The following is a 25,234-nucleotide window of genomic DNA, read 5'->3' as shown; positions in this document are numbered from 1 at the left end:
CCGACGGGCAGGCGGGAAATCTGGGCAAAAAACCGTGTTTCACCCCGTGCGACTGGTTGCCGCGCCGGTGCCTGTATAAGGTATAGGCATGGCGACCCACGTAACGGGCCGGCAACGCGGAGCATTTTCCGTGGTTGCGCGGTCACAGCCGACAGGCAAGGGCGTGTCGCCCCAAGGTCATCTGGACAGGAATCCTCAATGCGTCTTCTCAATTTCCTCGCGGGCGCCTGCCTGGCTGTGGCCGGCACCGTCGCCCAGGCCGAAACCGTCTCCGGCTTGTATCAGGTGCGCGAACCGGTCGAAGGGCAGGGCAGCGAAGCCCGCGCCCAGGCCACCGGCAAGGCCCTGGATACCCTGGTGCTGCGCCTGACCGGCGATCCCAAGGCGGCGCAGAACCCGGCACTGGCCGCGCTGCGCAAGGACCCGCAGCAGATCATCAACCAGGTCGGCACCGAAGCCGGGCCGCCGGAGTCGGTGCTGGTCGAATTCGACCCCGGCAGCACCGAGCGCGCCCTGCGCCAGGCTGGCCTGGCGCTGTGGGGCAGCAACCGGCCGTCGATCCTTGGCTGGTGGCTCAACGACAGCGTCGAGGGCAGCAACCTGGTCGGCGATGGCCAGGCCGTCGCCGAACCCCTGCGTCGGGCCGCCCAGCACCGTGGCTTGCCCCTGCGCCTGCCGTTGGCCGACCTGCAGGAGCAACTGGTGGCCAATGCCAAGTTGCTCGAAGGCAACGACCCGGCACCGCTGCGCGAGGCCTCCGAACGCTATGGCGCCGATGCGCTGCTGGCGGTACACGCCCATGAGGCCGACGGCAAGTGGCAGGGCAAGTGGCAGCTGTGGCTGGGCGATCAGCGCGAGCAGGGCAGCGCCGAGGGCGCCGACCAGTCGGCCCTGGCCGATGCCGTGTTGCTGGCGGTGAGCAATCGCCTGGCGCCGCGTTACGTCACCCGTCCCGGCGCCAGCAGCGACCTGCAGGTGCAGGTCCAGGGCATGAACCTGCAACGCTACGCCGAGCTGAGCCGGGTGCTCGAGCCTTATGGCGCGCGGCTGCAGATGGCCGATGGTGGCACCCTGACCTACCGCGTCAGCGGCAATCGCGAACAGCTGCGCGCGCAGTTGAGCCTGGCCAAGCTCCAGGAGCTGCCCGCCGAGCCTGCTCCCGCCACACCTGTGCCAAGCGCGCAGGACCCGGCCGGCGCAACGCCGCCGGCCACCGCCGCCAAGCCGTTCGACGGCCTGCGTTTTCGCTGGTAAGGAATACTTGAATGATTGATATGCGTCGCTGGATCTGGCTGGGCGCGGCTTTTGTGGTCGCCGGGCTGCTGTACTTTTTGCACAACATCCTCTCGCCGTTCCTGGTGGGCATCCTGCTGGCCTACCTGGCCGACCCGTTGGTCGACCGCCTGGAGCGGCTCGGCCTGTCGCGCACCTGGGGCGTGGTGGTGGTGTTCAGCCTGTTCACCCTGATCTTCCTGGCCCTGCTGCTGGTGCTGGTACCGATGCTGGCCAAGCAGCTGCTACGCCTGTACGAGCTGGCGCCGCAGATGCTCGACTGGTTGCAGCACGTGGCGCTGCCCTGGGTGCAGAGCCGCCTGGGCCTGGCCGATGGCTTCTGGAAGTTCGACAAGATCAAGGCCGCCATCGGCGAGCACATGGGCCAGACCACCGACATCGTCGGCGTGCTGTTGTCCCAGGCCACCGCCTCGAGCCTGGCGCTGATCGGCTGGCTGGCCAACCTGGTGCTGATCCCGGTGGTGGGCTTCTACCTGCTGCGCGACTGGGACCTGATGATGGCCAAGCTGCGCAGCCTGCTGCCGCGCCAGCGCGAGCCGCAGGTAGTGGGGTTGGCCGGCGAGTGCCACGAGGTGCTGGGGGCGTTCGTGCGTGGGCAGTTGCTGGTGATGCTGGCGCTGGGCGTCATCTATTCCAGCGGCCTGATGCTGGTGGGCCTGGAACTGGGCCTGCTGATCGGCATGCTCGCGGGGCTGGCGGCGATCGTGCCGTACATGGGCTTCATCATCGGCATCGGCGCGGCGCTGGTCGCCGGGTTGTTCCAGTTCGGCGGCGAGCTTTACCCGATGCTGGGCATCGTTGCGGTGTTCATGGTCGGGCAGGCCCTCGAAGGCATGGTGCTGACGCCGCTGCTGGTGGGTGACCGCATCGGCCTGCACCCGGTGGCGGTGATCTTCGCGATCCTGGCCGGCGGTGAGCTGTTTGGTTTCACCGGAGTGTTGCTGGCGTTGCCGGTGGCGGCGGTGATCATGGTGCTGCTGCGGCATGTGCATGACCTGTACAAGGAATCGGACATGTATGCCGGGGAGATCGACCCGGAGCTATGACCCATCGCGGGGCAAGCCCGCTCCCACGCCGACCTGTGAGGGGTACCAGCGTGGGAGCGGGCTTGCCCCGCGAAGCTTTAAAAGTAGTGCAACTAATTGATTTTACTTGCGCTATTCCCCTCGCCGATTGTGCCGTCCGCGCTGCGGGTATAGACTTTGCACACTGTTAATCAAAGGCCCCCTGTGGTCCCCGCGACCGCCCGCGAGCATGAAACCGATCCAGTTGCCCCTGGGTGTGCGTCTGCGCGACGACGCCACCTTCATCAACTACTACCCCGGCGCCAATGCCGCGGCACTGGGCTATGTCGAGCGGCTGTGCGAAGCCGACGCCGGCTGGACCGAGAGCCTCATCTACCTGTGGGGCAAACAGGGCGTGGGCCGTACCCATCTGTTGCAGGCCGCCACCCACCGTTTCCAGCAGTTGGGTGAGCCCGCCGTCTACCTGCCCCTGGCGCAACTGCTCGATCGCGGCGTCGAACTGCTTGACCGCCTTGAACAGTACGAACTGGTGTGCATCGACGACCTGCATGTGATTGCCGGCAAGGCGGACTGGGAAGAGGCCATGTTCCACCTGTTCAACCGCCTGCGCGACAGCGGCCGACGCTTGCTGCTGGCGGCGTCCAGTTCGCCGCGGGAGCTGCCGATCAAGCTGGCCGACCTGAAGTCGCGGCTGACCCTGGCACTGATCTTCCAGATGCGCGGGATGTCCGACGAGGACAAGCTGCGCGCTTTGCAACTGCGTGCTTCGCGCCGCGGTCTGCACCTGACCGACGAAGTCGGCCACTTCATCCTCACCCGCGGTACGCGCAGCATGAGCGCGCTGTTCGACCTGCTCGAGCGCCTCGACCAGGCCTCCCTGCAGGCGCAGCGCAAGCTGACCATCCCGTTCCTCAAGGAAACCCTCGGCTGGTGACCCTGAGAACACGGTGCCAGAGCGCCAAAACGGAAAAGTCACATCTTTTTCGATAAAATTTGCAAATGAGTCCGATAGAAGGCATAGTTTCCCCCTTCTAAAGGACTACAGACACGGTCGTGCCCATGCTGAAGCGCTTCGCACCCCTCGTGCCACTTGCACTTGTCACCCTTCTTTACGGCTGCGCCTCCACCGGCCCGGTCGCACCCTCGCAGGATCACCGCGTGGCTGCCGAGCAATCGGTCAAGGCCAAGGCTTCCGCCTCTTCCGTATTCACCGAGGAAGAACTGGCCAGCGAAGACGACCTCGAGGCCTTCTCCAGCAACAGCAAGCCCTACCAGCTGCCTGTGCTGGCCGACAGCATTCTCGAGCGCGGCATGGCCCTGATCGGTACCCGCTACCGCTTCGGCGGCACCTCCGAGAAGTCCGGCTTCGATTGCAGCGGCTTCATCGGCTACCTGTTCCGCGAAGAGGCGGGCATGAACCTGCCACGCTCGACCCGCGAGATGATCAACGTCGACGCGCCCAAGGTCGCCCGCAACAAGCTCAAGCCCGGCGACCTGCTGTTCTTCAGCACCAACGGCCGTGGCCGTGTCAGCCATGCCGGCATCTACCTGGGTGACAACCAGTTCATCCACTCCAGCAGCCGCCGCAGCGGTGGCGTGCGCATCGACAGCCTGGGCGATCGCTACTGGAGCAAGACCTTCATCGAGGCCAAACGCGCGCTCGCCATGGCGCCGACCACGATCTCGCGCAATTGATTTGATATCAAAATGCTGTAACCTCGCACGGCGGCGTAGCTGAAAAGCTCGCCGCCGTGCGCATTTACAGAAAACGTCTAATCTAAATTCTCAACTCTTTTTACCTTCGGCCGTGGCCGTGGGGTTCCTGACAGGACGTTCGCATCATGGCGATGTTGGCGCGCTTCGCATTCCTCTCCCTGGTGGCCCTGCTTGCTGCCTGCTCCAGCCGTGCGCCCGCACCGGCACCGGTAGCCAAGTCGCCGATGGTGTTCAATCAAGCGCCTTCCTCGCCTGCGGCTGACGATGTGCTGTTCCGCGCCATCGGCCTGGTGGGCACGCCGTACCGCTGGGGTGGCAACACGCCGGATGCCGGGTTCGATTGCAGCGGCCTGATCGGCTACGTCTACCGTGACGCGGCGGGTATCAGCCTGCCGCGCTCGACCCGCGAGATGATCGTCATGCGCGCGCCGAACGTGGATATCAATGCGCTGCAGTCGGGCGATCTGGTGTTCTTCGCCACCAGCGGCGGTTCGCAGGTCAGCCACGCCGGCATCTACGTCGGTGAAGGGCGCTTCGTGCACGCGCCGTCGACGGGCGGGACCGTGCGCCTGGACTACCTGTCCAACAGCTACTGGGCCAAGGCCTACCTCCAGGCCAAGCGCGTACTGCCGCCGGGCCACCTGGCGCAGAATCCTTGATGGCGCTTCATTAAGCCTGTGGGAGCGGATTTACCCGCAATCGCGTCATAGGATCCACCGCCTTCGCGGGTGCTGCGACAATCTTCTACCGCGTCTGCCATTTCCCGTCGAGCCAGGATGTCCGTCCGACAACGACATCCCGGGAGTGGATCATGAGCAGTATCAAGGAGCGTGTGGAGCGCAGTCTCGAGGCGTTGGACGCGGGGCGGCCGCTGGTACGCCTGGTCGACGAGATCATTCGCGAATACCCCGACCCCTATGTGCTGGCCTCCCAGCATGCGCAACGCATCGTGCTCAAGCACACGGGCAAGCCGATCGATCCACGGTTCATCTGGTGGCACCAGTTCGCCACCGCCAGTTCCAGTCACCGCAGTTTCACCGGCTGGCAGCACAGCGGCCCGCCGCTGAAGTCGATGCACCTGGTCGAGCTGGTGATCAAGCGCTTCGATGCGCATTTCCAGGAAGCGACCGACGAACTCGACCTGTACGGTGGTTTCTACCGCCAGGGTCGGCAGGCCGATCGTTTCGACGAACACAATGAAGTGCCAATGCTTGCCAGCAAGGTCCAGGAGGATCTCTGGGCGTTGGACTTCGCCGTTGCCTACCGCGGCGCGATCAGCCGCTTCTGGAACACCTGCTCGCAGCATTTTCGCGTACTGGCCAAGGTCAACCTGCTGGGGCAGGGGGCGGGCGCGGTGCGGGCCGGACGTATCAGTCGAAGCGACTGGACGCTGCTGCGGGCGATGGTCGCCGACGGCCTGCAGGGCGGCGTGCTGCCGACCCTGGACAAGCTGAAACAGGCCAGCACCACGCACCCGTTTTCGGCCTGTCGCTACGTGCTCGATCGCGGCGATCGTGGTTGCCTCTACAGCTTTGCGACCGACACGGGGCGGACGCTGCTGTACCGCCCTTGGGCGAGCGACGCGTTCAAGAGCTTCGACTCCGAGCAGGCCATGGCGGGCTGGCTGCGTGAACAGTTGCAGGATGCCGACACCCTGGCCAGCTACGTCAAGGCGGCGCACACCGATGCCCGCGATCCCGCGCGCGCCCACTCGGTGAGGACCCACCTGCTAAGCATCGCCAACAGTGCGAGCGAGCAAGCGGCACGGGTGTTGCTCGGTTACCTGAAAAGGCCGATCAGCGACGATATCTTCACCTACCTGGCCAGCCAGGCCACCGGCGAGATGAATGACAACGCCGCAGCGATGCTGGGCAATGCCGACCTGCGCAAGGCGATGTGGAGCGGTTACCTGTCTGTCTTCATCAAGGTGTTCGGCGGCTTTGCCCCGCTCGGTTGGCCAATGACCCTGATGCTGCTGGGGGCAAGCCTGGGCAAGGTGGGCCTGGACATCGATGCGGCGTTGCATGCCGCGGATGAGCAGAGCCGCAAGAGCGCCCTGCGCGATGCCATGCTCGACAGCCTGTTCGCCGCCTTGAACATGGTCGATCTGGGGTTTCAGTCGAGCTTTGCCTCACTGGCCTATGAAACGCCGGCCGGCGAGATGGATGTGCACCTGGAGCGCTGGCAGGTGGCGCAGACCGCCACGCTGCCGGTGGAAGGACGAGAGAGCAACGTGTTGCCGAGGGGGGAGTTGCAAGGCAGCGGGCGCTTGCGGGGTATCAGGGTCGATGCGCACGGCAGCTGTTGGATCATGCTCAACGGCCTGTCCTACCGGGTGCGCTACAACCATGAGCTGCGGGTCTGGCAGGTGGTGCCCGCGCATAATCCCTTTGCCTTTGGCCCCCTGTACCCGGTGCGCCTGAACGACGGTAACGAATGGGAGCTGCTGGTGCCGCCGCGGCTGGCCGGTGGCGCGCCTCCCGTCGTCGAAGGCATGCCCAGCGCCACCTCGCGCTTCTGGAACCGCCACGTGGTGGTGGATGACGCGCGGGCCAAGGCGTTTTCCGCCAATGCCTTGCACCGCCAGAAGGCATTGCTGGAGCCCCAGCCTATTCCACGCCTGGCGCGCGACCAGGTTCCCGAGCTGGACGAGCATGGCCTGGATTGCGTGCGGATGGAGGGCGTTGTCCAGTATTCCTACCGTTACGATCGCGAGTACTTCAATTCGTTGATCGAGTACTACACCAGCGACGAGTCGAGGGTGAACGATGTGTTCCGCTCAGGCACGTACCGCTATGGCGACGAGGATGACTACATCGCCAAGCTGGCCGATACCCTGGAGCAACTGCCCGAGAGCAGTGAGGTGAGCCTGTATCGTGGCGGGCATGCTTCGCGTGGCACCAGTGGCGAACACTATCGCAATGGCCGGATACGGGTTGGCGATGTGCTGGTCAATACCGACCTGACCTCGTTTACCGAGAATCCCTACAAGGTCGCCGAGTTCGCCTCGCAACCTTCGGTCAATGCACCCGGTCACCTGCCGGGGGTGTTCGACGACACGTCGGTGGTGTTCGAGCTGCCCCTGGGGCGTTACCAGGAGGGCACGCCGATCAGCGCATTCTCGCTTTACTGGGACGAAGGGGAGACCCTGTTCCTGCCGGGACACTACTTCCGGATCGACAACCTGGAGCAGGTCTACGGTGAGCACTATCGCTTCGTCCATGTCACGCTCCAGCAGGTGCCCAAGCCTGCTGTCGGGCCTGTCTACGATCTGCGCACAGGCCTGTTGTTCGACGAACAGGCCTACAAGGTGCGATTCAGGACGCCTGGGCTGGCAGAGCGTTTCTTTCCCGTCGACCCGCCGGCTGCCGCTGCCAACTGAGGCGGCGCCGATCAAGCCTGCTTGAGCAGCAATGCCACCCCGGGATAGTACTGTCCCAGTTCGTTATGCAGCTTGCGGTAGGCATATGGGAAGTACCAGGTTATCGCGCAGGCCGTGTGCTTTTGCAGGTCGTCCACCAGGTCCTGCAGTTCCTCGGGGCTGGCATGCTGGCCGGCCTTCCACGGGGTGACGAACAACGCCCCGGCCTTGAGCTGGCTGCCATAGGCTATCGGCTTGGCCGGGGCGGCGGTTTCCTGCAGGGCCGCCGTCAGGTCGAGGCGGGCGATACGCGGCCAGCGCTGGCCGGCGTGCAGGTACAGCGACTCCTCGGCGCTGCTGATCGACAGGTCGCAGCGCCCATCGCGCTCGCCCTCGTCGCGCTGCTTCTTGCTCATGTGCCGTTCCAGCGCCACCAGCTCACCCTGCCAGGCGGCCGCGGCGAGCAGGCCGACGTTGGCGGCGGTGCCGTGCCAGTAGGGTGCCTCGTTGTCGCCCTGCAGCTGGTTGAAGCGGTCGATGCAGTCGACCCAGCGTTCCAGAGCCGGGCGCAGGAACTCCAGGCGCGGGTTGTTGATGATCAGGCCTTGCATGCTGCGCTCTCCTTGTCATTGTGATCGAGGTCAGCCGATAAAATGGTGGCTATGTGATATCACTGCTTTGAGTGTGGCACAAGCTGGCGGATCGGCCATTGATCCAGGCCAGATCGGCCCTCGTTCGATTGACGCTCCCGATTCAACCCTCTAACCTTCGCGGCGTGTTTCAGGTGCCCTGCGAGCCGCGGTTCGGCAGGGTGAAACTGGGAAGCCGGTGGGCGCCAGCAGGCGCGAGCCCGGCGCTGCCCCCGCAACGGTAGATGAGTCGACGGTTACGCAAGGCCACTGGATTTCCAAGTCCGGGAAGGCGCGTGGCCAGGGCCTGCGCCCGCTCATGAGCCCGGAGACCGGCCTGTCACTGCCAAACGGCATCACGGAGGGTGATGCGCGGTGCGATGTGGCCGTTGCCATGCCCCCTGCGCGCTCCTCGTCTGCCTGCCTTTTATCTGTCGCCGCCGCCGCGACAGCCTGCGGAGACCCCTGATGAGCGAATCCATCGAACGCGACGAACGTCACCTGGCGCGCATGCAGCGCAAGAAGGCGATCATCGACGAGCGCATCGCCAATTCCCCCAACGAATGCGGCCTGCTGCTGGTGCTGACCGGCAATGGCAAGGGCAAGAGCAGCTCGGCCTTCGGCATGCTCGCCCGCGCCCTGGGCCACGGCATGCAATGCGGCGTGGTGCAGTTCATCAAGGGCCGCAACAGTACCGGCGAGGAGCTGTTCTTCCGTCGTTTCCCCGAGCAGGTGCGCTACCACGTGATGGGCGAGGGCTTTACCTGGGAAACCCAGGACCGCCAGCGTGACATTGCCGCCGCCGAGGCAGCCTGGGCGGTGTCGCGGCAGTTGCTGCAGGACTCGTCGATCCAGTTCGTCGTGCTCGATGAGCTGAATATCGCTCTCAAACATGGCTACCTGGACCTCGATCAGGTGCTTTCGGATATCCAGGCCCGTCCACCGATGCAGCATGTGATCGTCACCGGTCGCGCCGCCAAGCCGGAAATGATCGAACTGGCCGACACCGTCACCGAGATGGGCATGCTCAAGCACGCCTTCCAGGCCGGTATCCGCGCGCAGAAGGGCGTCGAACTGTGAGTGAGTCGCGCCAGTGTCCCGCCGTGCTGATCGCGGCCCCTGCCTCGGGCCAGGGCAAGACCACGGTCACCGCCGCCCTGGCTCGCCTGCACCGCAACCTCGGGCGCAAGGTGCGGGTGTTCAAGTGCGGGCCTGACTTTCTCGATCCGATGATCCTGGAGCGCGCCAGCGGCGCGCCGGTCTACCAGCTCGACCTGTGGATGATTGGCGCCGAGGAAAGTCGTCGCCTGTTGTGGGAAGCGGCGGGCGAGGCCGACCTGATCCTGATCGAAGGCGTGATGGGCCTGTTCGACGGTACCCCGTCAAGCGCCGACCTGGCACGCCACTTCGGCGTGCCGGTGCTGGCGGTGATCGACGGCACGGCCATGGCCCAGACCTTCGGCGCCCTGGCCCTGGGCCTGGCGCGCTACCAGCCCGACCTGCCGTTCGCCGGGGTGCTGGCCAACCGGGTCGGCAGCCTGCGCCATGCGCAACTGCTCGAAGGCAGCCTGACCGAAGGCCTGCGCTGGTACGGCGGGTTGTCCCGCGAGCGCGGCATCGAGCTGCCCAGCCGCCACCTCGGCCTGGTCCAGGCCAGCGAGTTGAACGATCTGGATGCTCGACTGGACGCTGCCGCCGAAGCGCTCGGTGCCAGCTGCGATGCCGCGTTGCCGCCACCGGTCAGTTTTGCCGGGCCTGAGCCGGTGAGCGTGACCTCGTCGCTGACCGGGGTGCGCATCGGCGTGGCCCGCGACGAAGCCTTTGCGTTCACCTACGGTGCCAACCTCGACCTGCTGCGCGGCCTCGGTGCGCAGCTGGAGTTCTTCTCGCCGGTGCATGATCGCGAGCTTCCCGTGGTGGACAGCCTCTACCTGCCCGGCGGCTACCCTGAGCTGCATCACCAGGCCCTGGCCGCCAACGCGCCGATGCTGGAGGCGATCCGCGCCCATCATGCCGCCGGCAAGCCGCTGCTGGCCGAGTGCGGTGGCATGCTCTACCTGCTCGACGCGTTGACCGATGTGGGCGGCGTGCGTGCGGCGCTGCTGGGTCTGCTGTCGGGCGAGGCGACCATGCAGAAGCGTCTGGCGGCCCTGGCCCTGCAGGCGGTCGAACTGCCTGAAGGCACCCTGCGTGGCCACACCTACCACCATTCGCTGACCAGCACCGAACTGACGCCGATCGCCCGTGGCCTGAGCCCCAACGGTGGACGGGGCAACGAGGCGGTCTATCGCCTGGGGCGCCTGACCGCCTCCTACGTGCACTTCTATTTCCCCTCCAACCCCGATGCGGCGGCGGCGCTGCTGCGACCATGAGCCGACACGCCTACAGTGAAGCCGAACGCCAGGCCATCTACCGGGCCATTGGCGAACGCCGCGACATGCGCCATTTCGCCGGGGGCGAGGTGGCCCCCGAGTTGCTCGGGCGCCTGCTCGCCGCCGCCCATCAGGCACCCAGCGTGGGCCTGATGCAGCCGTGGCGCTTCATCCGTATCAGCCAGCGTGCATTGCGCGAGCGGATCCAGGCGCTGGTGGAGCAGGAGCGGGTACGCACCGCCGAGGCCCTGGGCGAGCGCTCCGATGAATTCATGAAGCTCAAGGTCGAAGGCATCAACGACTGCGCCGAAGTGCTGGTGGCGGCGTTGATGGACAAGCGCGAGGCGCACGTCTTCGGTCGCCGCACCTTGCCCGAGATGGACCTGGCCTCGCTGGCCTGCGCCATCCAGAACCTGTGGCTGGCGGCGCGTGCCGAAGGGCTGGGCATGGGCTGGGTGTCGCTGTTCGACCCCCAGGCCCTGGCCGAGCTGCTGGGCATGCCCGCCGGCGCCAAGCCCATGGCGGTGCTGTGCCTGGGGCCGGTGACCGAGTTCTATCCGGCACCGATGTTGGTACTGGAAGACTGGGCCGAGCAACGACCGTTGAGCGAGATGCTGTACGAAAACCATTGGGGAGAGCGTCCATGAGCGTGGCCTTGCTGACCGTGGCGGGCGTGGCCCTGGATGCGCTGCTGGGCGAGCCGCGTCGACGTCATCCGCTGGTGGGTTTCGGCAACTTCGCCTCGCGCCTGGAACAACGTTTCAACGCCGGCGGGCGCGGCTGGCGCAGCCATGGCGTTACCGCGTGGTTCCTGGCCGTGGTGCCGCTGACTCTGCTGGCGCTGATCCTGTCGTGGCTGCCGTATATCGGCTGGCTGGTGGATGTGCTGGCGCTGTACTGCGCCTTGGGCCTGCGCAGCCTGGGCGAGCATGTGCTGCCGGTGGCCCAGGCGCTGCGCCAGGGCGACCTGGCCGAGGCGCGGCGGCGCGTCGGTTACCTGGTCAGCCGCGAGACCCGCGAGCTGGACGAGCCCGCCGTGGCCCGGGCGGCTACTGAGTCGGTGTTGGAGAACGGCAGCGACGCGGTGTTCGCCGCGCTGTTCTGGTTCGTCGTGGCCGGCGCGCCGGGGGTGGTGCTGTATCGCCTGAGCAATACCCTGGACGCGATGTGGGGCTATCGTAACGAGCGCTTCGAGCGCTTTGGCTGGTGCGCGGCGCGCATCGACGATGGCCTGAACTATATTCCCGCCAGGCTGGTGGCGCTGACCTATGCGCTGCTGGGCAAGACCCGCCTGGCCCTGGCCTGCTGGCGCAGCCAGGCGCCGCTGTGGGACAGCCCGAACGCCGGCCCGGTGATGGCGGCGGGGGCCGGTGCGCTGGGCGTGGAGCTGGGCGGCCCGGCGGTGTATCACGGCGAGTTGCACGAACGGCCGCGCCTGGGTGAAGGGCCAATGGCCGACGCCGATGCCATCGAGCGCGGCTGGAGCCTGGTGCAGCGCGGCGTGTGGCTGTGGGTGCTGTTGATCTGCGTGGGAGCCTATCTGAATGCTTGAACACGGTGGCCGCCTGCTGCGGGCGGTGAAACAGTACGCCATCCCTCGGGAGCAGTGGCTCGACCTGTCCAGCGGTATCGCGCCATGGCCTTACCCGATACCGCCGATTCCGCTGGAGGCCTGGGCCCGCCTGCCGGAGACCGAGGATGGCCTGGAGGCGGCGGCGCGGCAGTACTACGGCGCGCAGCCGTTGCTGGCGGTGGCCGGTTCCCAGGCGGCGATCCAGGCCTTGCCGTACTTGCGCCCGGTCGGGCGGGTCGGGGTCCTGTCGCCGTGCTATGCCGAGCATCCGCATGCCTGGGCACGGGCAGGGCACACGCTGGTCGAACTGGACGAGACCGAGGTCGAGGACGTGCTCGACAGCCTCGACGTGCTGGTGCTGGTCAACCCCAACAACCCTACTGGCCGCCGGGTGACCCGCGAACGCCTGCTGGCCTGGCATACGCGCCTGGCCGAGCGCGGTAGCTGGCTGCTGGTGGACGAAGCCTTCATGGACAACACGCCCGAACACAGTGTGGTCGATCAGGCCGGGCAACCGGGCTTGATCGTGTTGCGCTCGTTCGGCAAGTTCTTCGGCCTGGCCGGTGTGCGGCTGGGGTTTGTCGTCGCCCAGGTGGATGTGCTGCGACGCCTGGCCGAGGCACTCGGGCCCTGGACCGTCAGCGGCCCGACCCGTGTGCTGGGGCAGGCGTGTTTTGCCGACGACGCGGCGCACCAGGCACAAATTGCCCGTTGCGCCCAGGCCAGCCAGCGTATGGCCACCTTGCTTGATGGTGCAGGCCTGCCACCCAGCGGTGGCTGCGACCTGTTCCAGTACGTGCGTGATGAGCGTGCCGCGCACCTGCATGAATTTCTCGCCCGCCGTGGCATCCTGGTGCGCTTGTTCGAGCAGCCGCCCGCGCTGCGTTTCGGCCTGCCTGCCACGGCGGCGGACGAACAACGTCTGGCCCAGGCCCTGGCGGACTACCAGAAGGAATCGGCATGACCACCCTCATGGTGCAAGGCACCACCTCCGATGCCGGCAAGAGCACGCTGGTCACCGCCCTGTGCCGCTGGCTGCTGCGCCAGGGCGTTGCCGTGGTGCCGTTCAAGCCGCAGAACATGGCCCTCAACAGCGCCGTGACCGCCGACGGCGGCGAGATCGGCCGCGCCCAGGCGGTGCAGGCCCAGGCCTGCCGGCTGGCGCCGCACACCGACATGAACCCGGTGCTGCTCAAGCCCAACAGCGATACTGGTGCCCAGGTGATCGTCCATGGCCGCGCGGTGACCAGCATGAACGCCGTCGCCTACCACGACTACAAGGCCATCGCCATGCAGGCGGTGCTGGCGTCCCACGAGCGCCTGAGCGCAGCCTATCCGGTAGTGATGGTCGAAGGTGCCGGCTCCCCGGCGGAGATCAACCTGCGGGCCGGCGACATCGCCAACATGGGCTTCGCCGAGGCGGTCGACTGCCCGGTGATCCTGGTGGCCGATATCAACCGGGGCGGCGTGTTCGCCCACCTGGTCGGCACCCTGGAGCTGCTGTCGGCAAGCGAACAGGCGCGGGTCAAGGGCTTTGTCATCAACCGTTTCCGTGGCGACATCGCCTTGCTGCAACCGGGCCTGGACTGGCTGGAGCAGCGCACCGGCAAGCCAGTGCTGGGGGTGCTGCCCTATGTCACCGACCTGCACCTGGAGGCCGAGGACGGTATCGATACCCGCCAGGGGACGAAGGGCGAGCGCGTGCTCAAGGTGATCGTCCCGGTGCTGCCGCGGATCAGCAACCACACCGACTTCGACCCGCTGCGCCTGCATCCGCAGGTGGACCTGCAGTTCATCGGCCCGGGCCAGCCGATCCCGCCCGCCGACCTGATCATCCTGCCAGGCTCCAAGAGCGTGCGCGGCGACCTGGCGCAACTGCGCGAGCGTGGCTGGGACACCGCCATCGCCCGGCACCTGCGCTACGGCGGCAAGCTCATCGGCATTTGCGGCGGCCTGCAGATGCTCGGCGAGCAGGTGCATGACCCACTGGGCCTGGAAGGGCCCGCCGGCTCCAGCGCGGGCCTCGGCCTGCTGGCCTACAGCACCGTGCTGGAGGCCGAGAAGCAACTGCGCAATGTCACGGGCACGCTCGACCTCGAACAGAGCCCGGTGTCGGGTTACGAGATACATGCCGGTGTCACCCAGGGACCGGCGCTGGAGCGTCCGGCGGTGCAACTGGCCGATGGCCGCGCCGACGGTGCCATCAGCGCCGACGGACAGATCCTCGCCACCTACCTGCATGGCCTGTTCGAGGGCAGCCAGTCGTGCGCCGCGCTGCTGCGCTGGGCAGGTTTGGCCGATGTGCAGACCATCGACTACGAGGCCCTGCGCGAACGCGATATCGAGCGTCTGGCCGATCTGGTCGAGCTGCATCTGGATACCGCGCACCTGCGCCAACTGTGTGGAGTCGCCTGACATGCGCAACCTGATCCTCGGTGGCGCCCGTTCGGGCAAGAGCCGCCTGGCCGAGCAACTGGCCGAGGCCAGTGGCCTGCCGGTGACCTACATCGCCACCAGCCGGCCGCTGGATGGCGAGATGAATGAACGCGTGCGCCTGCACCGCGAGCGCCGTCCGGCCCATTGGGGTCTGGTGGAGGAGCCCGTGGCGCTGGCTGATGTGCTGCGTGCCGAAGCCGCCGAAGGACGCTGTCTGCTGGTGGACTGCCTGACCCTGTGGCTGACCAACCTGCTGATGCTCGAGGATGACCTGCGCTTGGCGCAGGAGCGCGACGCACTGCTCGAGTGCCTGGCGCAGTTGCCGGGCACCGTCATCCTGGTCAGCAACGAAACCGGCCTGGGCGTGGTGCCCATGGGTGAACTGACCCGTCGCTACGTCGACCTGGCGGGCACGCTGCACCAGGCTGTGGCCGAACGCTGCCAGCGCGTGGTGTTGACCGTGGCCGGCCTCCCTCTCATGCTCAAAGGACCTGCCCTATGACCCAGATGTGGTGGCGTGATGCCTGCCAACCCCTCGACACCGCCGCCATGGACCAGGCCCGCGCCCGTCAGCAGCAACTGACCAAGCCGGCCGGCTCCCTCGGCCAGCTCGAAGACCTTGCAATCCGCCTGGCCGGCCTGCAAGGGCGCGAGCGTCCCAGCCTGGAACGCATCGCCATCACGGTCTTTGCCGGTGACCATGGCGTGGTGGAGGAGGGCATCTCCGCCTATCCACAGGCGGTGACCGGGCAGATGCTGCGCAACTTCGTCGGCGGTGGCGCGGCGATCAGCGTGCTGGCGCGCCAACTGGATGCTCAACTGGAGGTGGTCGACCTCGGTACCATCGACCCGACCCTGCAACTGCCCGGTGTCCATCACCTGAACCTCGGGCCCGGCACCGCCAACTTCGCCCGTCAGCCGGCGATGACCGACGCGCAACTGGCTGCGGCGTTGCAGGCCGGTCGCGACAGCGCCTTGCGCGCACTCGATAACGGCGCCCAGCTGTTTATCGGCGGCGAAATGGGCATCGGCAACACCACCGCAGCGGCGGCGCTGGCCAGTACGTTGCTGGGCTGCCCGGCGCGTGAACTGAGCGGCCCAGGCACCGGCCTGGACAGCGCCGGCGTGCGGCACAAGGCCGAGGTGATTGAGCGTGCCCTGGTGCTGCACGGCCTGCGTGCCGACCAGCCGCTGCAGGCGCTGGCCTGTGTCGGCGGCTTCGAGATCGCCGCCCTGGCCGGTGCCTACCTGGCGTGCGCCCAGCATGGCGTGGCAGTGCTGGTCGATGGCTTCATCTGCAGTGTCGCCGCCTTGGTGGCGGTACGCCTCAATCCACAGTGCCTGCCGTGGTTGCTGTTCGCCCACCAGGGCGCCGAGCCGGGGCACAAGGCCCTGCTCGCGGCCCTGGAGGCACAGCCGCTGCTGGCCCTGGGCCTGCGCCTGGGCGAGGGCAGCGGCGCGGCGCTGGCGGTGCCGCTGATCCGCCTGGCCTGCGCCCTGCACGGACAGATGGCGACCTTCGCCGAGGCGGCGGTGGCGGATCGCCCGGCATGATCCTCGAACTGCTGCGCCATGGCGAGACGGAACTGGGTGGCGGCTTGCGCGGCAGCCTCGACGACGCCCTGACCGAGACTGGCTGGGCGCAGATGCGCCAGGCTGTCGCCGAGGCCGGCCCTTGGGATGTGCTGGTCAGTTCGCCGTTGCAGCGCTGTGCGGCGTTCGCCGATGAGCTGGGTGCGCGCCTGAACTTGCCGGTGCTGCGCGAGGCCGGTGTGCGCGAGCTGCACTTCGGCAAGTGGGAAGGGCAAAGCGCCGCGCAGATCATGCAGGTTGACGCCGATGCCCTGGGGCAGTTCTGGAATGAGCCGTATGCGTTCACCCCGCCGGGCGGCGAGCCGGTGCTGGCCTTTGCCGAACGGGTGCTGGCGGCGGTCGAGGGCATGCGCCGTGCGTACGCAGGCAAGCGCGTGCTGATGGTCACCCATGGCGGGGTGATGCGTCTTCTCCTGGCGCGGGCACGTGGCTTGCCGCGTGAGCAATTGCTTCAGGTCGAGGTCGGGCATGGCATGCTGGCTCGCCTGATGCTGGAGAACGACGGCCAGATGCGCGAGGTGGGTTGAGATGCTGCCGTTCTGGATCGCCCTGCAGTTCCTCAGTAGCTTGCCGGTACGCTTGCCGGGCATGCCGGAGCCTCGCGAGATGGGGCGTTCGCTGCTGTGCTATCCGCTGGTGGGGCTGCTGTTCGGCCTGTTGTTGTGGCTGGCCAGCCATCTGCTGCAAGGCACCGCGGCGCCCTTGCACGCGGCCTTGCTGCTGGCGCTGTGGGTGCTGCTCAGCGGCGGGCTGCACCTGGACGGCCTGGCTGACAGCGCCGACGCATGGCTGGGGGGCTTCGGTGATCGCGAGCGCACTTTGCAGATCATGAAGGACCCGCGCAGCGGGCCGATTGCCGTGGTCACGCTGGTGCTGGTGCTGCTGCTGAAGTTCTGTGCCCTCTGGGTGCTGGTCGAGCGGGGCGCTGGCGGCCTGCTGGTACTGGCGCCGGTGGTGGGAAGGGCGGCGATGCTTGGGCTGTTTCTCGGCACGCCTTACGTGCGTGCGGGTGGGTTGGGTGCGGCCCTGGCCGAACACCTGCCCCGGCGCGGCGCGATCTGGGTATTGTTGGTTTCTGCGCTGGCCGGACTGGCGCTGGGAGGCTGGGCGGTGCTGTGGCCACTGCTGGCGGCGTTGGTGGTATTCGTGTGGCTGCGTAAGCTGATGTGCCGTCGCTTGGGTGGAACCACAGGGGACACGGCCGGGGCGCTGTTGGAACTGCTGGAATTGACGGTGGTAATTACCCTGGCACTACGCGCATAGCTTCAGGCCGACACGTTCCCCTGTGTAGGAGCGGCCTTGTGCCGCGAAAGGGCCGCCTAGCGACCCCAGGATTTCAGCGTTAATGCAATGATCGCCGGGGCCGCTTTGCGGCCCTTTCGCGGCACAAGGCCGCTCCTACAGAAAGCGGACGTGTCCTGCATGGATCTCGGAAACCATCCCCACGTAATGCGGCTATCCTCGTTCGCCCCTCCAAATATCAGGAGCCCCCGCCATGCACCCCTGGATACTCGCCAGCCTGCTGGCCCTTGCCGCCATACCCGCCACCGCCGCCGACCTGATCGATTTCTGGAACACCCCCCGCCACGGCGGCAACAGCTTCAACCGCCTGCCCCCGGACCAGGCCTACTTCGATGCGCTGAAAGGCTACGGCGCCAGCTGGGTACGCCTCTCCTACGATAAATGGCACCCGGCCGAACGCGACTTCCTGCTGGGCAACGCCGACGATTACCAGGGCCTGGCCGACGCCGACCTGAAGCAGCTCATCGCGGTGCTGGACCGCGCCCACGCCGCCGGCCTCAAGGTGGTCATCACGCCGCTGTCGCTCCCCGGCATGCGCTGGGCGCAGAACAACCAGAACCGCTTCGACGACAGGCTTTGGCAGGACAAGCGTTACTGGACCCAGTCCGCCCGTTTCTGGCGAGACGTTGCCCAGGCCCTCAAGGACCACCCGGCTGTTGCCGCGTACAACCTCATCAACGAGCCCGCTCCAGAGAAACAGGGAAACCTGGCCGAGCACGCCGACCTCGATCGGATGAAGCAGTGGTACGCCCGCGAGCAGGGCGGGGCGCGTGACCTGCCGGCGCTCTATCGGCAGTTGCTGGCGGCGATCCGCAAGGTCGACGGCAAGACGCCGGTCATGGTCGATGCCGGCTGGTACGCCGCCGCCGATGCCTTCGGCTACTGGCCCAAGGCGTTGGCGGATGAGCGTGTGCTGTACAGCGTGCACATGTACGAACCCTATGCCGCCACCAGTGCGCCTAATCTTGCTCGCGAGCAACCTTTCGCCTATCCGGGGCCTGTGCCGTTTGCCGGGCAGACCCGGCAGTGGGATGCCGAGCAGGTCGCCCGCTATCTGCAACAGCCGGTGGATTGGGCCGATTCGATCAAGTTGCCGCGTTCGCGCCTTGTGGTGGGGGAGTTTGGCTGCATGCGTCGGTTGCCCGGGTGCCGACAATACCTGGAGGATGTGCTCGCGGTGCTGGATCGCCAGCAATTGCATTGGGCCTTCTACAGCTTCCGCGAGGACAGTTGGGATGGCATGGACTACGAACTGGGATCGGCCAAGGTGCCGTGGCGTTATTGGCAAGCCATCGAAAACGCCGCGCCGGACCCTTTGCCGCGCAAGGCCACGGCCGAGTTCGAGCCGATCCGCCAGCGCCTGCTACCTAAACCGATACCGTGAAATTTCTTGCAACATCCATAATGCGGGTATATACACGTAACCATGCTGACCAGTGAATGCATCTGCACCCATCTGCGTCGCGCCGCCCGTGGGGTGAGCCGGCATTACGACGAGGCGCTTGCCGGCTTCGGCATCAATGTCGCCCAGTTTTCCCTGCTGCGCCATGTGCAGCGCCTCGATCGCCCCAGCATCACCTGCCTGGCCGAGGCCATGGGCCTGGAGCGTAGCACCCTGGGCCGCAACCTCAAGGTGCTCGAGGCCGATGGCCTGGTGCGTCTTGCCGACGGCGACGACCAGCGTAACCGCGTGGTGCTGCTGAGCGAAGCGGGCAGGGCGCGCCTGGACGCCGCCTACCCGGCCTGGCAGCAGGCTCAGAGGCAGTTGGTGGAGCGACTGGGTGAAAGCCAGCGTGACGAGTTGGTGCGCTTGCTGGAGCAGCTTGCCTGAACGACCACGATAGAAAGCGGGTATATACCCGTATCAACCTTGCGATGGGCTGGAGACAACGACAATGACTTCCCTTTGGCGGAGCAGCGGTTGGGTACTTGTGGGGGCGGCGCTGATCCTGGCGTTGTCGCTGGGGGTGCGACATGGTTTCGGCCTGTTCCTGGCGCCGATGAGTGCCGAATTCGGCTGGGGTCGTGAGGTGTTCGCCTTCGCCATCGCCCTGCAGAACCTGATCTGGGGCCTGGCCCAGCCGTTCACCGGCGCCCTGGCCGACCGTCTGGGCGCGGCCAAGGTGGTGGTGATCGGCGGCATCCTCTACACCGCCGGACTGGTGATGATGGGCATGGCCGACTCGGCCTGGTCGCTGTCGCTGAGTGCCGGCCTGCTGATCGGCATCGGCCTGTCCGGCACTTCGTTCTCGGTGATCCTTGGCGTGGTCGGGCGCGCCGTGCCGCCGGAGAAACGCAGCATGGCCATGGGCATCGCCAGCGCCGCCGGCTCCTTCGGCCAGTTCGCCATGCTCCCCGGCACCCTCGGCCTGATCCAGTGGCTGGGCTGGTCGGCGGCCTTGCTGGTGCTGGGCCTGATGGTGGCGCTGATCGTGCCGTTCGTAGGTATGCTGCGTGATCGACCGCTGCCCAGCCATGGCGCCGAGCAGAGCCTCGGCCAGGCGCTGCGCGAGGCCTGTTCGCACTCCGGCTTCTGGCTGTTGGCGCTGGGCTTTTTCGTCTGCGGCTTCCAGGTGGTGTTCATCGGCGTGCACCTGCCGGCCTACCTGGTCGACCAGCACCTGCCGGCGATCACCGGCACCACCGTGCTGGCGCTGGTCGGCCTGTTCAATATCGTCGGCACCTATACCGCCGGCTGGCTCGGCGGGCGCATGTCCAAGCCGCGCCTGCTGACCGGCCTGTACCTGCTGCGCGCCGTGGTCATCGTGCTGTTCCTCTGGGCGCCGGTGACCCAGTTCAGCGCCTACCTGTTCGGCATTGCCATGGGCCTGCTGTGGCTGTCCACGGTGCCGCTGACCAATGGCACCGTGGCCACGCTGTTTGGCGTGCGCAACCTGTCGATGCTCGGCGGCATTGTGTTCCTGTTCCACCAGTTGGGCGCGTTCCTGGGTGGCTGGCTGGGCGGGGTGGTCTATGACCAGACCGGCAGCTACGACCTGGTATGGCAGATCTCGATCCTGCTCAGCCTGCTGGCCGCGGCCCTCAACTGGCCAGTGCGTGAACGCCCGGTCGCCCGTCTGCAGGCCCAGGCCGCATGAACCGCCTGCTCGGGCGTGGCCTGATGCTGGTCGCCGCCGTGCTGGTGCTGGCGTTGGTGTGGTGGGGCTGGCACAAGGGCGGGCTGGCGTTGATGCAGTTGGGCATGAGCCTGTGTTAAGCGCTACCCTGCACATTCAAGGAATCATGTGCAGGAGACCGCTATCATGCATGCCCGCTGGCTGACCCTCCCCCTGCTGGCCCTGGCCGCCGCCACTTCGAGCTGGGCAGCCGACTGCCCGGCACTGCTCCAGGGCAGCCTGCCGGAGCTGCGTGGCAAGGAGCAGATCGACCTGTGCCAGCGCTTCGCCGGCAAGCCGCTGGTGGTGATCAACACCGCCAGCTACTGCGGCTTCGCCCCGCAGTTCGAAGGACTCGAGGCGACCTACAAGGACTACCACGAACAGGGCCTGGAAATGCTCGGCGTGCCGTCCAACGACTTCAAGCAGGAAGACGCCGACAGCGACAAGACCGCCAAGGTCTGTTACGCCAACTACGGCGTGACCTTCACCATGACCAAGGCCCAGCCGGTGCGCGGCAAGGACGCGATCCCGCTGTTCGTCGAGCTGGCCCGGCAGAGCAGCGCGCCGAAGTGGAATTTCTACAAGTACGTGGTGGATCGCAAGGGCAAGGTGATCGGCAACTTCTCCAGCCTGACCAAGCCGGATGATCCGGCGTTCAGGGCGGCGATCGACAAGGCGATTGCTTCGCAGCCTTGAGGGGGTACCTGGCATTTTTGCCAGTTATTCGCTGGTCGAGCAGATGTTAGGTTGTCGGCATCTACCGCTCGGTTGGGTCTGACATGTCTACTACCTATCTTGCAATGTGTGACTGGCAGCAATCGGTGCTTGGTGATGGCCAGGTGGGCAGGCGCTATACACCCTATGGCGCGTTGCCGCAGGTTGCCGGCCCCCGATTGGCCTACTGTGGGATGCCCTGTGAGGTGCTGACGGGTAACTATTCTCCGGGGAATGGGCACCGGACCTACGATCCTGAGTTGAAACGTTTCCACTCTCCTGATCGGCTGAGTCCGTTTGGAGATGGCGGCATCAATGCGTATGCATATTGCAGTGGGGATCCGATCAATCGTGAGGATCGTAATGGGCGATACAACAATAGTCTCTTCCACGGCAAACTCTCGCAGACCGTAGGTGGAATGATGACTCCCTGGTTGGGCGTGGACGCTGCGGCGCTCGGCCAGATGTACAGAACATGGCGTGTAGATGGTGCGGATGGACGACCTGTTCCAACGTTCAAGCAAGTCCTTTTGCAGTCCGCAGCAACTGTATCGCGAGGCGTGGCCACAGGCTTCTCAGCGGTTGGTTTGTTCGAGTTGACGCCTCAGTCTGCTAAACCTAGAAGTGAGTTCAATAAGAGAGATAAGGCTCAGCAAGGTATTTTTGACCGGGGGCTCACCTGGGCTAATGCACTGGCATTGGGGATGGATATCGCGGCATTTAAGGCGAACAAGGATTATTACCCCGGGTTTGGCAGTCAAAAAGTGGAGAATGAAGGAGGGCCTCAGGTTCCTTTAGTCAAGGTGCGACCGGTTCGTGACGGCGAAGGTCTCGGGCAGCCTGGCAATGCAGCTGTTTGATTAAGGTGCTTGGTTGTTTTCGGCGGGAATCTATCATCACTGCCACCAGTGCATCACGATTGGCCGCAGTACTCACGATACACATCAGCAACGCCTGGGCGAGCAGTGGCGGGTGCAGGCATGAAAAAACCGCCACGAGGGCGGTTTTTTCATGCTGCGGGTGCCACTCAGAAGCGGTAGGTCAGCGAAGCACCAACGCCGTGGGCGCTGTTTTCGTACTTGGCCTGGTAGCTGCCCTTGAGGCCAGCTTCCGTCGCGCTGTGCGGCTGGTTGTTGACCTTGGTGTCTTCTTCCCACAGGTAGGAGTAGGCCACGTCGATGGTCATGTCGTCGGTCGGGCTCCAGCCGGCACCGATGCTGAAAATCTTGCGATCACCAGTAGGGATGCGCGGGGAGCGGTTGGTGTTGTTGGTCGGCGACTGGTCAACCGAGAAACCGGTGCGCAGGACCCACTCCTTGTTCACCTTGTAGGAGGCGCCGATGGCGTGAGCCCAGGTGTCGTGCCAGTTCTGTTCCTCGTTGATGGTCTTGAACTGCCCGGCAGGGCCTGCCGGCACTTCGTTGTTGACCGTGATGTTTTCCAGGCGGCTCCAGCGGGTCCAGGTGCTGCCTGCGTACAGGGTCCACTGGTCGTCCAGTTCGTGGGTGACCGAGAAGTCCACCGACTCGGGGGTCTTGATCTTCAGGGTGGCATCGAACTTGTTGCCGTCCAGGCCGAGCAGCGGGTAGCTGACCTTGGTCTTGCCTTCGAGCTTGTAGTCGACCATCGAGTGGTAGGTCAGGCCGACGCGGGTGCGGTCGGTGGCCTGCACCAGGACACCGATGTTGTAGCCGACGGCGGTGTCGTCGCCCTTGATCTTCACCTCGCCATCAGCCGGACGCAGCGGCGAGATACTGGCCAGGTTCGAACCCAGCTCGCCCTTGATGCGGTTGATGGTCGGGCCGAAGCCGATCGAGACCTTGTCGTTGAACGCATAGCTCACGGTCGGCTGGAAGGTCACGACCTCGACATGGCTCTTCTTGCCCCAGTAGCGCGCGGCATCGTCGCTACCGTAGTCGGTGACCAGGCCGAACGGCACGTAGACGCCGAAACCGACGCTCCAGTGGTCATCGATGGACTTGACGTAGTAACCCATCGGCACGCCGACCACGGGCACCATGTCACCGTCCATTTCCCCCCCTTTGTTACTGCCGCGTCCGGAAATATCGGACTTGGCGATGACCGCGGCACCACCGACGGTCATCTGGTCGCGCTTCAGGCGGGCCATGCCCGCCGGGTTGCCATACACGGTGCTGGCATCTTCGGCAGAAGAAGAACGACCCGCGAAACCTGTCCCCATGCCGCTGACGCTCTGTTCGTTCAGGGCAAAGCCGCTGGCGAGCAATTGGCTGGAAGCGAGGGCAACGGCAATGCCGAGAGAGGTTTTGAGCATAACTTTTTTCATTATTAGAAAACTCCTTGGGATCTCCGGGGCGAAAAGCTACCAACAAATGCCGCGCTGCGCCATAGGCTGAAACACAGGAGATAGAGCGGTTTTGTAGGACAATCCGACCAAAATTCCGTTTATTCCGGTTGTAGGACGTGTTGGCTCAGGAGGCTGGGGTGAGCATTGGCTCGATACAGTGTTGCCAGGCCTGAGTGAAATCCCGCAGGCGCCCCTGGGGCTGGAAGGTCTGCCGCCAGATCCGCGCCAGGCCCAGCAGATCGTCGGCCGCCGGCAACGGCATGGCCTGCTCTTCGATGAGCATCCAGGCGATGGCAGTGGCGTAGCGCAGGTTGACGGTCAGCTCGAGGTGCGGGCCGCCCAGGAAGGCGTGCTGGCTGGCCAGGCCACGTACCAGGCTGGCCAGTTCGGGGTCGCGGGCCAGGTATTCGTCCCACAGGCAGCGGTGACGATTCCCACCGATCCTGTAGAGCCCATGGCCGCGTCGGTCATGCAGGGCGGCCCCCAGCGCAGACTGGCTTGCGGCAACGCCCAGTAACAAAGCTTCTGCGCTGTCGCAGTGACGACCCAGGTAGACCAGGGTCGGCCGGATCACATATCGACTCAACTCGTTCGCAGCGATGCCCATGATGCCCTCTGCTGGATGCCCTCTGCTGGAAAGGGCCGACGGGCGCTGGAGCTTGGCAGCTGGTGAGTGGTCAGGCCCGCCGGAAGCGGCAGGAGCCGCTCGAGTTGAAGTGTAGTGTGATAACTGTGGTGTAAAGGGCTGTTTTTAAATCGATTGCAGCCCGAAGGCGCGGGGCATATGCCCGCTGGCGATTAGGCCAATTGCCTTCAGGCTGGGTTTTGCATGGCGTATTCATGGCGTGAATCACCCGCCATTCGTTCATGCGGTCAGCGACTGGCGGGTGCGCTCGATCACTGCCTGCAGCGGTTCGGCCCGGTTGTATTGTTCCGGGTAGAGCCGCTCGCTGTGGCAGGCGATGCCATGCTCGTCGACCAGGGTGAAGCTGAAGCTGCCCTTGCGTGGGGCAACGATAAGGCACTTCAGTGGGGCGAAGGCCTGGGAAAGGGTGCCAAAGGCAGCCTGGATCTGTTGATGGTTACTCATATTGTTGGATGTTCCTGCGTAAGACACGGTGTTTGATCCGTGCACAATAGAAACGTTCCAGTGACGTCTTTATTAAGGAGACGCAGAACCTGACTGGAACAGGGCAGCCAGAGGGGCGCATGCAATAGGTGGGCGCTGGGCTGACTGGTAGGTACGACAGAAGGCAGGCAGCACACCGACACCAGGGTTCTGGGCGTCGGGGAAGATCCTGATCAATCTGAAACGTGATTCGTGCTGGGCAAGGTCTGCCGAGTGAATCATCGAATGGGCCGGTCCCGATGGGGCAGTGCCTGCTCGTTGTCGAGCGGTGGGCTGCGGGGACTGAGTGGCCAGAATGACTTCAGCTGGGTACTAACAGGGCGCAACCCTACACGAACATTTCGGGGTTGGCAAGCTTTTGGCATTCTGGCGGGAAGCCGATCATTATGTCGTCAATCGCGCCTGCTGTGAAGAGGGGGAAATGCCCCGGCAATCGCCCGGCTGTACCGTTTTCGTGCACCGTGCTGCCGTTTGTTGGTGCACTTGTACACACTCGGCTGAACAGTTGTAACCCTCCTGCAACATCCTGTGGACGGCTCGCCAATGACTTGACTGGGGGCTTAAGTCAATGAAAAAAAACACTAATTTTTGCTGGTGAAAAAATCGACAGTTTGAGCGAAAGCCCCATTTCACAGGGGTTTGCGGG

General features: G+C 65.5%; 26 protein-coding genes and 1 riboswitch. Of the genes, 22 read left to right on the top strand and 4 right to left on the bottom strand.

What is annotated here, in order from left to right; genetic code table 11:
* Positions 1-198: 198 nt before the first annotated feature.
* The 6 genes from NMG10_RS17150 (at position 199) to NMG10_RS17125 (ending at position 7,416) form a co-directional block, all read left to right on the top strand.
* Positions 199-1,254, top strand: a complete 1,056-nt coding sequence (locus NMG10_RS17150; protein WP_234560841.1) for a DUF2066 domain-containing protein — start codon at positions 199-201, stop codon at positions 1,252-1,254.
* A gap of 11 nt (positions 1,255-1,265) precedes the next feature.
* Positions 1,266-2,339: an AI-2E family transporter gene (locus NMG10_RS17145; RefSeq protein WP_254464775.1), complete on the top strand. Its 1,074-nt coding sequence runs from the start codon at positions 1,266-1,268 to the stop codon at positions 2,337-2,339.
* A gap of 208 nt (positions 2,340-2,547) precedes the next feature.
* A complete protein-coding gene (gene hda / locus NMG10_RS17140; RefSeq protein WP_203647685.1) occupies positions 2,548-3,252 on the top strand; it encodes a DnaA regulatory inactivator Hda in 705 nt (234 codons plus the stop codon).
* Positions 3,253-3,377: 125 nt separating this feature from the next.
* On the top strand, positions 3,378-4,013 hold the full coding sequence (locus NMG10_RS17135) for a C40 family peptidase (protein WP_110736398.1): 636 nt from the start codon (positions 3,378-3,380) through the stop codon (positions 4,011-4,013).
* Between the two features lie 146 nt (positions 4,014-4,159).
* On the top strand, positions 4,160-4,693 hold the full coding sequence (locus tag NMG10_RS17130; RefSeq protein ID WP_254464774.1) for a C40 family peptidase: 534 nt from the start codon (positions 4,160-4,162) through the stop codon (positions 4,691-4,693).
* 152 nt (positions 4,694-4,845) lie between these two features.
* Positions 4,846-7,416 carry a DUF6543 domain-containing protein gene (locus tag NMG10_RS17125; RefSeq protein WP_254464773.1) on the top strand — a complete coding sequence of 857 codons (2,571 nt, stop codon included), beginning with the start codon at positions 4,846-4,848 and terminating at the stop codon, positions 7,414-7,416.
* An 11-nt stretch (positions 7,417-7,427) separates the two neighbouring features.
* On the opposite strand, the gene NMG10_RS17120 is transcribed toward NMG10_RS17125, so the two are convergent.
* A complete protein-coding gene (locus NMG10_RS17120) occupies positions 7,428-8,006 on the bottom strand; it encodes a hypothetical protein (protein ID WP_254464772.1) in 579 nt (192 codons plus the stop codon).
* A gap of 154 nt (positions 8,007-8,160) precedes the next feature.
* Positions 8,161-8,380: riboswitch (cobalamin riboswitch) on the top strand.
* 112 nt (positions 8,381-8,492) lie between these two features.
* On the opposite strand from NMG10_RS17120, the gene cobO reads away from it, so the two are divergent.
* From cobO to NMG10_RS17045, 16 genes are all read left to right on the top strand, one after another.
* Positions 8,493-9,104: a cob(I)yrinic acid a,c-diamide adenosyltransferase gene (gene cobO, locus NMG10_RS17115; RefSeq protein WP_236247923.1), complete on the top strand. Its 612-nt coding sequence runs from the start codon at positions 8,493-8,495 to the stop codon at positions 9,102-9,104.
* Positions 9,101-10,396: a cobyrinate a,c-diamide synthase gene (locus NMG10_RS17110; protein ID WP_254464771.1), complete on the top strand. Its 1,296-nt coding sequence runs from the start codon at positions 9,101-9,103 to the stop codon at positions 10,394-10,396. The genes cobO and NMG10_RS17110 overlap by 4 nt, the downstream gene beginning before the upstream one ends.
* Positions 10,393-11,043, top strand: a complete 651-nt coding sequence (gene bluB / locus NMG10_RS17105; protein WP_234560838.1) for a 5,6-dimethylbenzimidazole synthase — start codon at positions 10,393-10,395, stop codon at positions 11,041-11,043. The genes NMG10_RS17110 and bluB overlap by 4 nt, the downstream gene beginning before the upstream one ends.
* Entirely contained in the window at positions 11,040-11,948 is a 909-nt protein-coding gene (cbiB, locus tag NMG10_RS17100; RefSeq protein ID WP_203647681.1) for an adenosylcobinamide-phosphate synthase CbiB, read from the top strand. Before bluB ends, cbiB begins: the two co-directional genes overlap by 4 nt.
* On the top strand, positions 11,941-12,933 hold the full coding sequence (gene cobD / locus NMG10_RS17095; protein WP_234560836.1) for a threonine-phosphate decarboxylase CobD: 993 nt from the start codon (positions 11,941-11,943) through the stop codon (positions 12,931-12,933). Before cbiB ends, cobD begins: the two co-directional genes overlap by 8 nt.
* Positions 12,930-14,384: a cobyric acid synthase gene (locus tag NMG10_RS17090; protein ID WP_254464770.1), complete on the top strand. Its 1,455-nt coding sequence runs from the start codon at positions 12,930-12,932 to the stop codon at positions 14,382-14,384. The genes cobD and NMG10_RS17090 overlap by 4 nt, the downstream gene beginning before the upstream one ends.
* 1 nt (position 14,385) lies before the next feature.
* Positions 14,386-14,907, top strand: coding sequence for a bifunctional adenosylcobinamide kinase/adenosylcobinamide-phosphate guanylyltransferase (gene cobU / locus NMG10_RS17085; RefSeq protein ID WP_254464769.1), 522 nt, complete (start codon positions 14,386-14,388; stop codon positions 14,905-14,907).
* The gene (gene cobT / locus NMG10_RS17080; protein ID WP_254464768.1) at positions 14,904-15,959 is read left to right on the top strand and encodes a nicotinate-nucleotide--dimethylbenzimidazole phosphoribosyltransferase; all 1,056 of its coding nucleotides are present in this window, start codon (positions 14,904-14,906) and stop codon (positions 15,957-15,959) included. The genes cobU and cobT overlap by 4 nt, the downstream gene beginning before the upstream one ends.
* Positions 15,956-16,525, top strand: coding sequence for an alpha-ribazole phosphatase family protein (cobC, locus tag NMG10_RS17075; RefSeq protein WP_254464767.1), 570 nt, complete (start codon positions 15,956-15,958; stop codon positions 16,523-16,525). The genes cobT and cobC overlap by 4 nt, the downstream gene beginning before the upstream one ends.
* A gap of 1 nt (position 16,526) precedes the next feature.
* Positions 16,527-17,261: an adenosylcobinamide-GDP ribazoletransferase gene (locus NMG10_RS17070; protein WP_254464766.1), complete on the top strand. Its 735-nt coding sequence runs from the start codon at positions 16,527-16,529 to the stop codon at positions 17,259-17,261.
* Positions 17,262-17,493: 232 nt separating this feature from the next.
* The gene (locus NMG10_RS17065) at positions 17,494-18,684 is read left to right on the top strand and encodes a glycoside hydrolase family 5 protein (protein WP_254464765.1); all 1,191 of its coding nucleotides are present in this window, start codon (positions 17,494-17,496) and stop codon (positions 18,682-18,684) included.
* A 42-nt stretch (positions 18,685-18,726) separates the two neighbouring features.
* The gene (locus NMG10_RS17060; protein WP_203647674.1) at positions 18,727-19,131 is read left to right on the top strand and encodes a MarR family winged helix-turn-helix transcriptional regulator; all 405 of its coding nucleotides are present in this window, start codon (positions 18,727-18,729) and stop codon (positions 19,129-19,131) included.
* Between the two features lie 64 nt (positions 19,132-19,195).
* A complete protein-coding gene (locus NMG10_RS17055; RefSeq protein ID WP_186712761.1) occupies positions 19,196-20,398 on the top strand; it encodes an MFS transporter in 1,203 nt (400 codons plus the stop codon).
* Entirely contained in the window at positions 20,395-20,517 is a 123-nt protein-coding gene (locus tag NMG10_RS25960; RefSeq protein ID WP_267813785.1) for a hypothetical protein, read from the top strand. The genes NMG10_RS17055 and NMG10_RS25960 overlap by 4 nt, the downstream gene beginning before the upstream one ends.
* Before the next feature lie 46 nt (positions 20,518-20,563).
* On the top strand, positions 20,564-21,115 hold the full coding sequence (locus NMG10_RS17050) for a glutathione peroxidase (RefSeq protein ID WP_186712762.1): 552 nt from the start codon (positions 20,564-20,566) through the stop codon (positions 21,113-21,115).
* An 83-nt stretch (positions 21,116-21,198) separates the two neighbouring features.
* Complete coding sequence (locus NMG10_RS17045; RefSeq protein ID WP_254464764.1) at positions 21,199-21,993, top strand: RHS repeat-associated core domain-containing protein; 795 nt, start codon at positions 21,199-21,201, stop codon at positions 21,991-21,993.
* A gap of 167 nt (positions 21,994-22,160) precedes the next feature.
* On the opposite strand, the gene NMG10_RS17040 is transcribed toward NMG10_RS17045, so the two are convergent.
* The 3 genes from NMG10_RS17040 to NMG10_RS17030 form a co-directional block, all read right to left on the bottom strand.
* Positions 22,161-23,438, bottom strand: a complete 1,278-nt coding sequence (locus tag NMG10_RS17040) for an OmpP1/FadL family transporter (RefSeq protein WP_203647672.1) — start codon at positions 23,436-23,438, stop codon at positions 22,161-22,163.
* Positions 23,439-23,583: 145 nt separating this feature from the next.
* A complete protein-coding gene (locus NMG10_RS17035) occupies positions 23,584-24,066 on the bottom strand; it encodes a hypothetical protein (protein WP_232856723.1) in 483 nt (160 codons plus the stop codon).
* Positions 24,067-24,324: 258 nt separating this feature from the next.
* On the bottom strand, positions 24,325-24,549 hold the full coding sequence (locus NMG10_RS17030) for a hypothetical protein (RefSeq protein ID WP_050704563.1): 225 nt from the start codon (positions 24,547-24,549) through the stop codon (positions 24,325-24,327).
* Between the last annotated feature and the right edge of the window lie 685 nt (positions 24,550-25,234).

Source organism: Pseudomonas sp. DVZ6 (assembly GCF_024259445.1).
Classification (GTDB): domain Bacteria; phylum Pseudomonadota; class Gammaproteobacteria; order Pseudomonadales; family Pseudomonadaceae; genus Aquipseudomonas; species Aquipseudomonas peradeniyensis.
The sequence above is the reverse complement of the archived record's forward strand: the minus strand, read 5'-3'. Positions and strand labels throughout refer to the sequence as shown.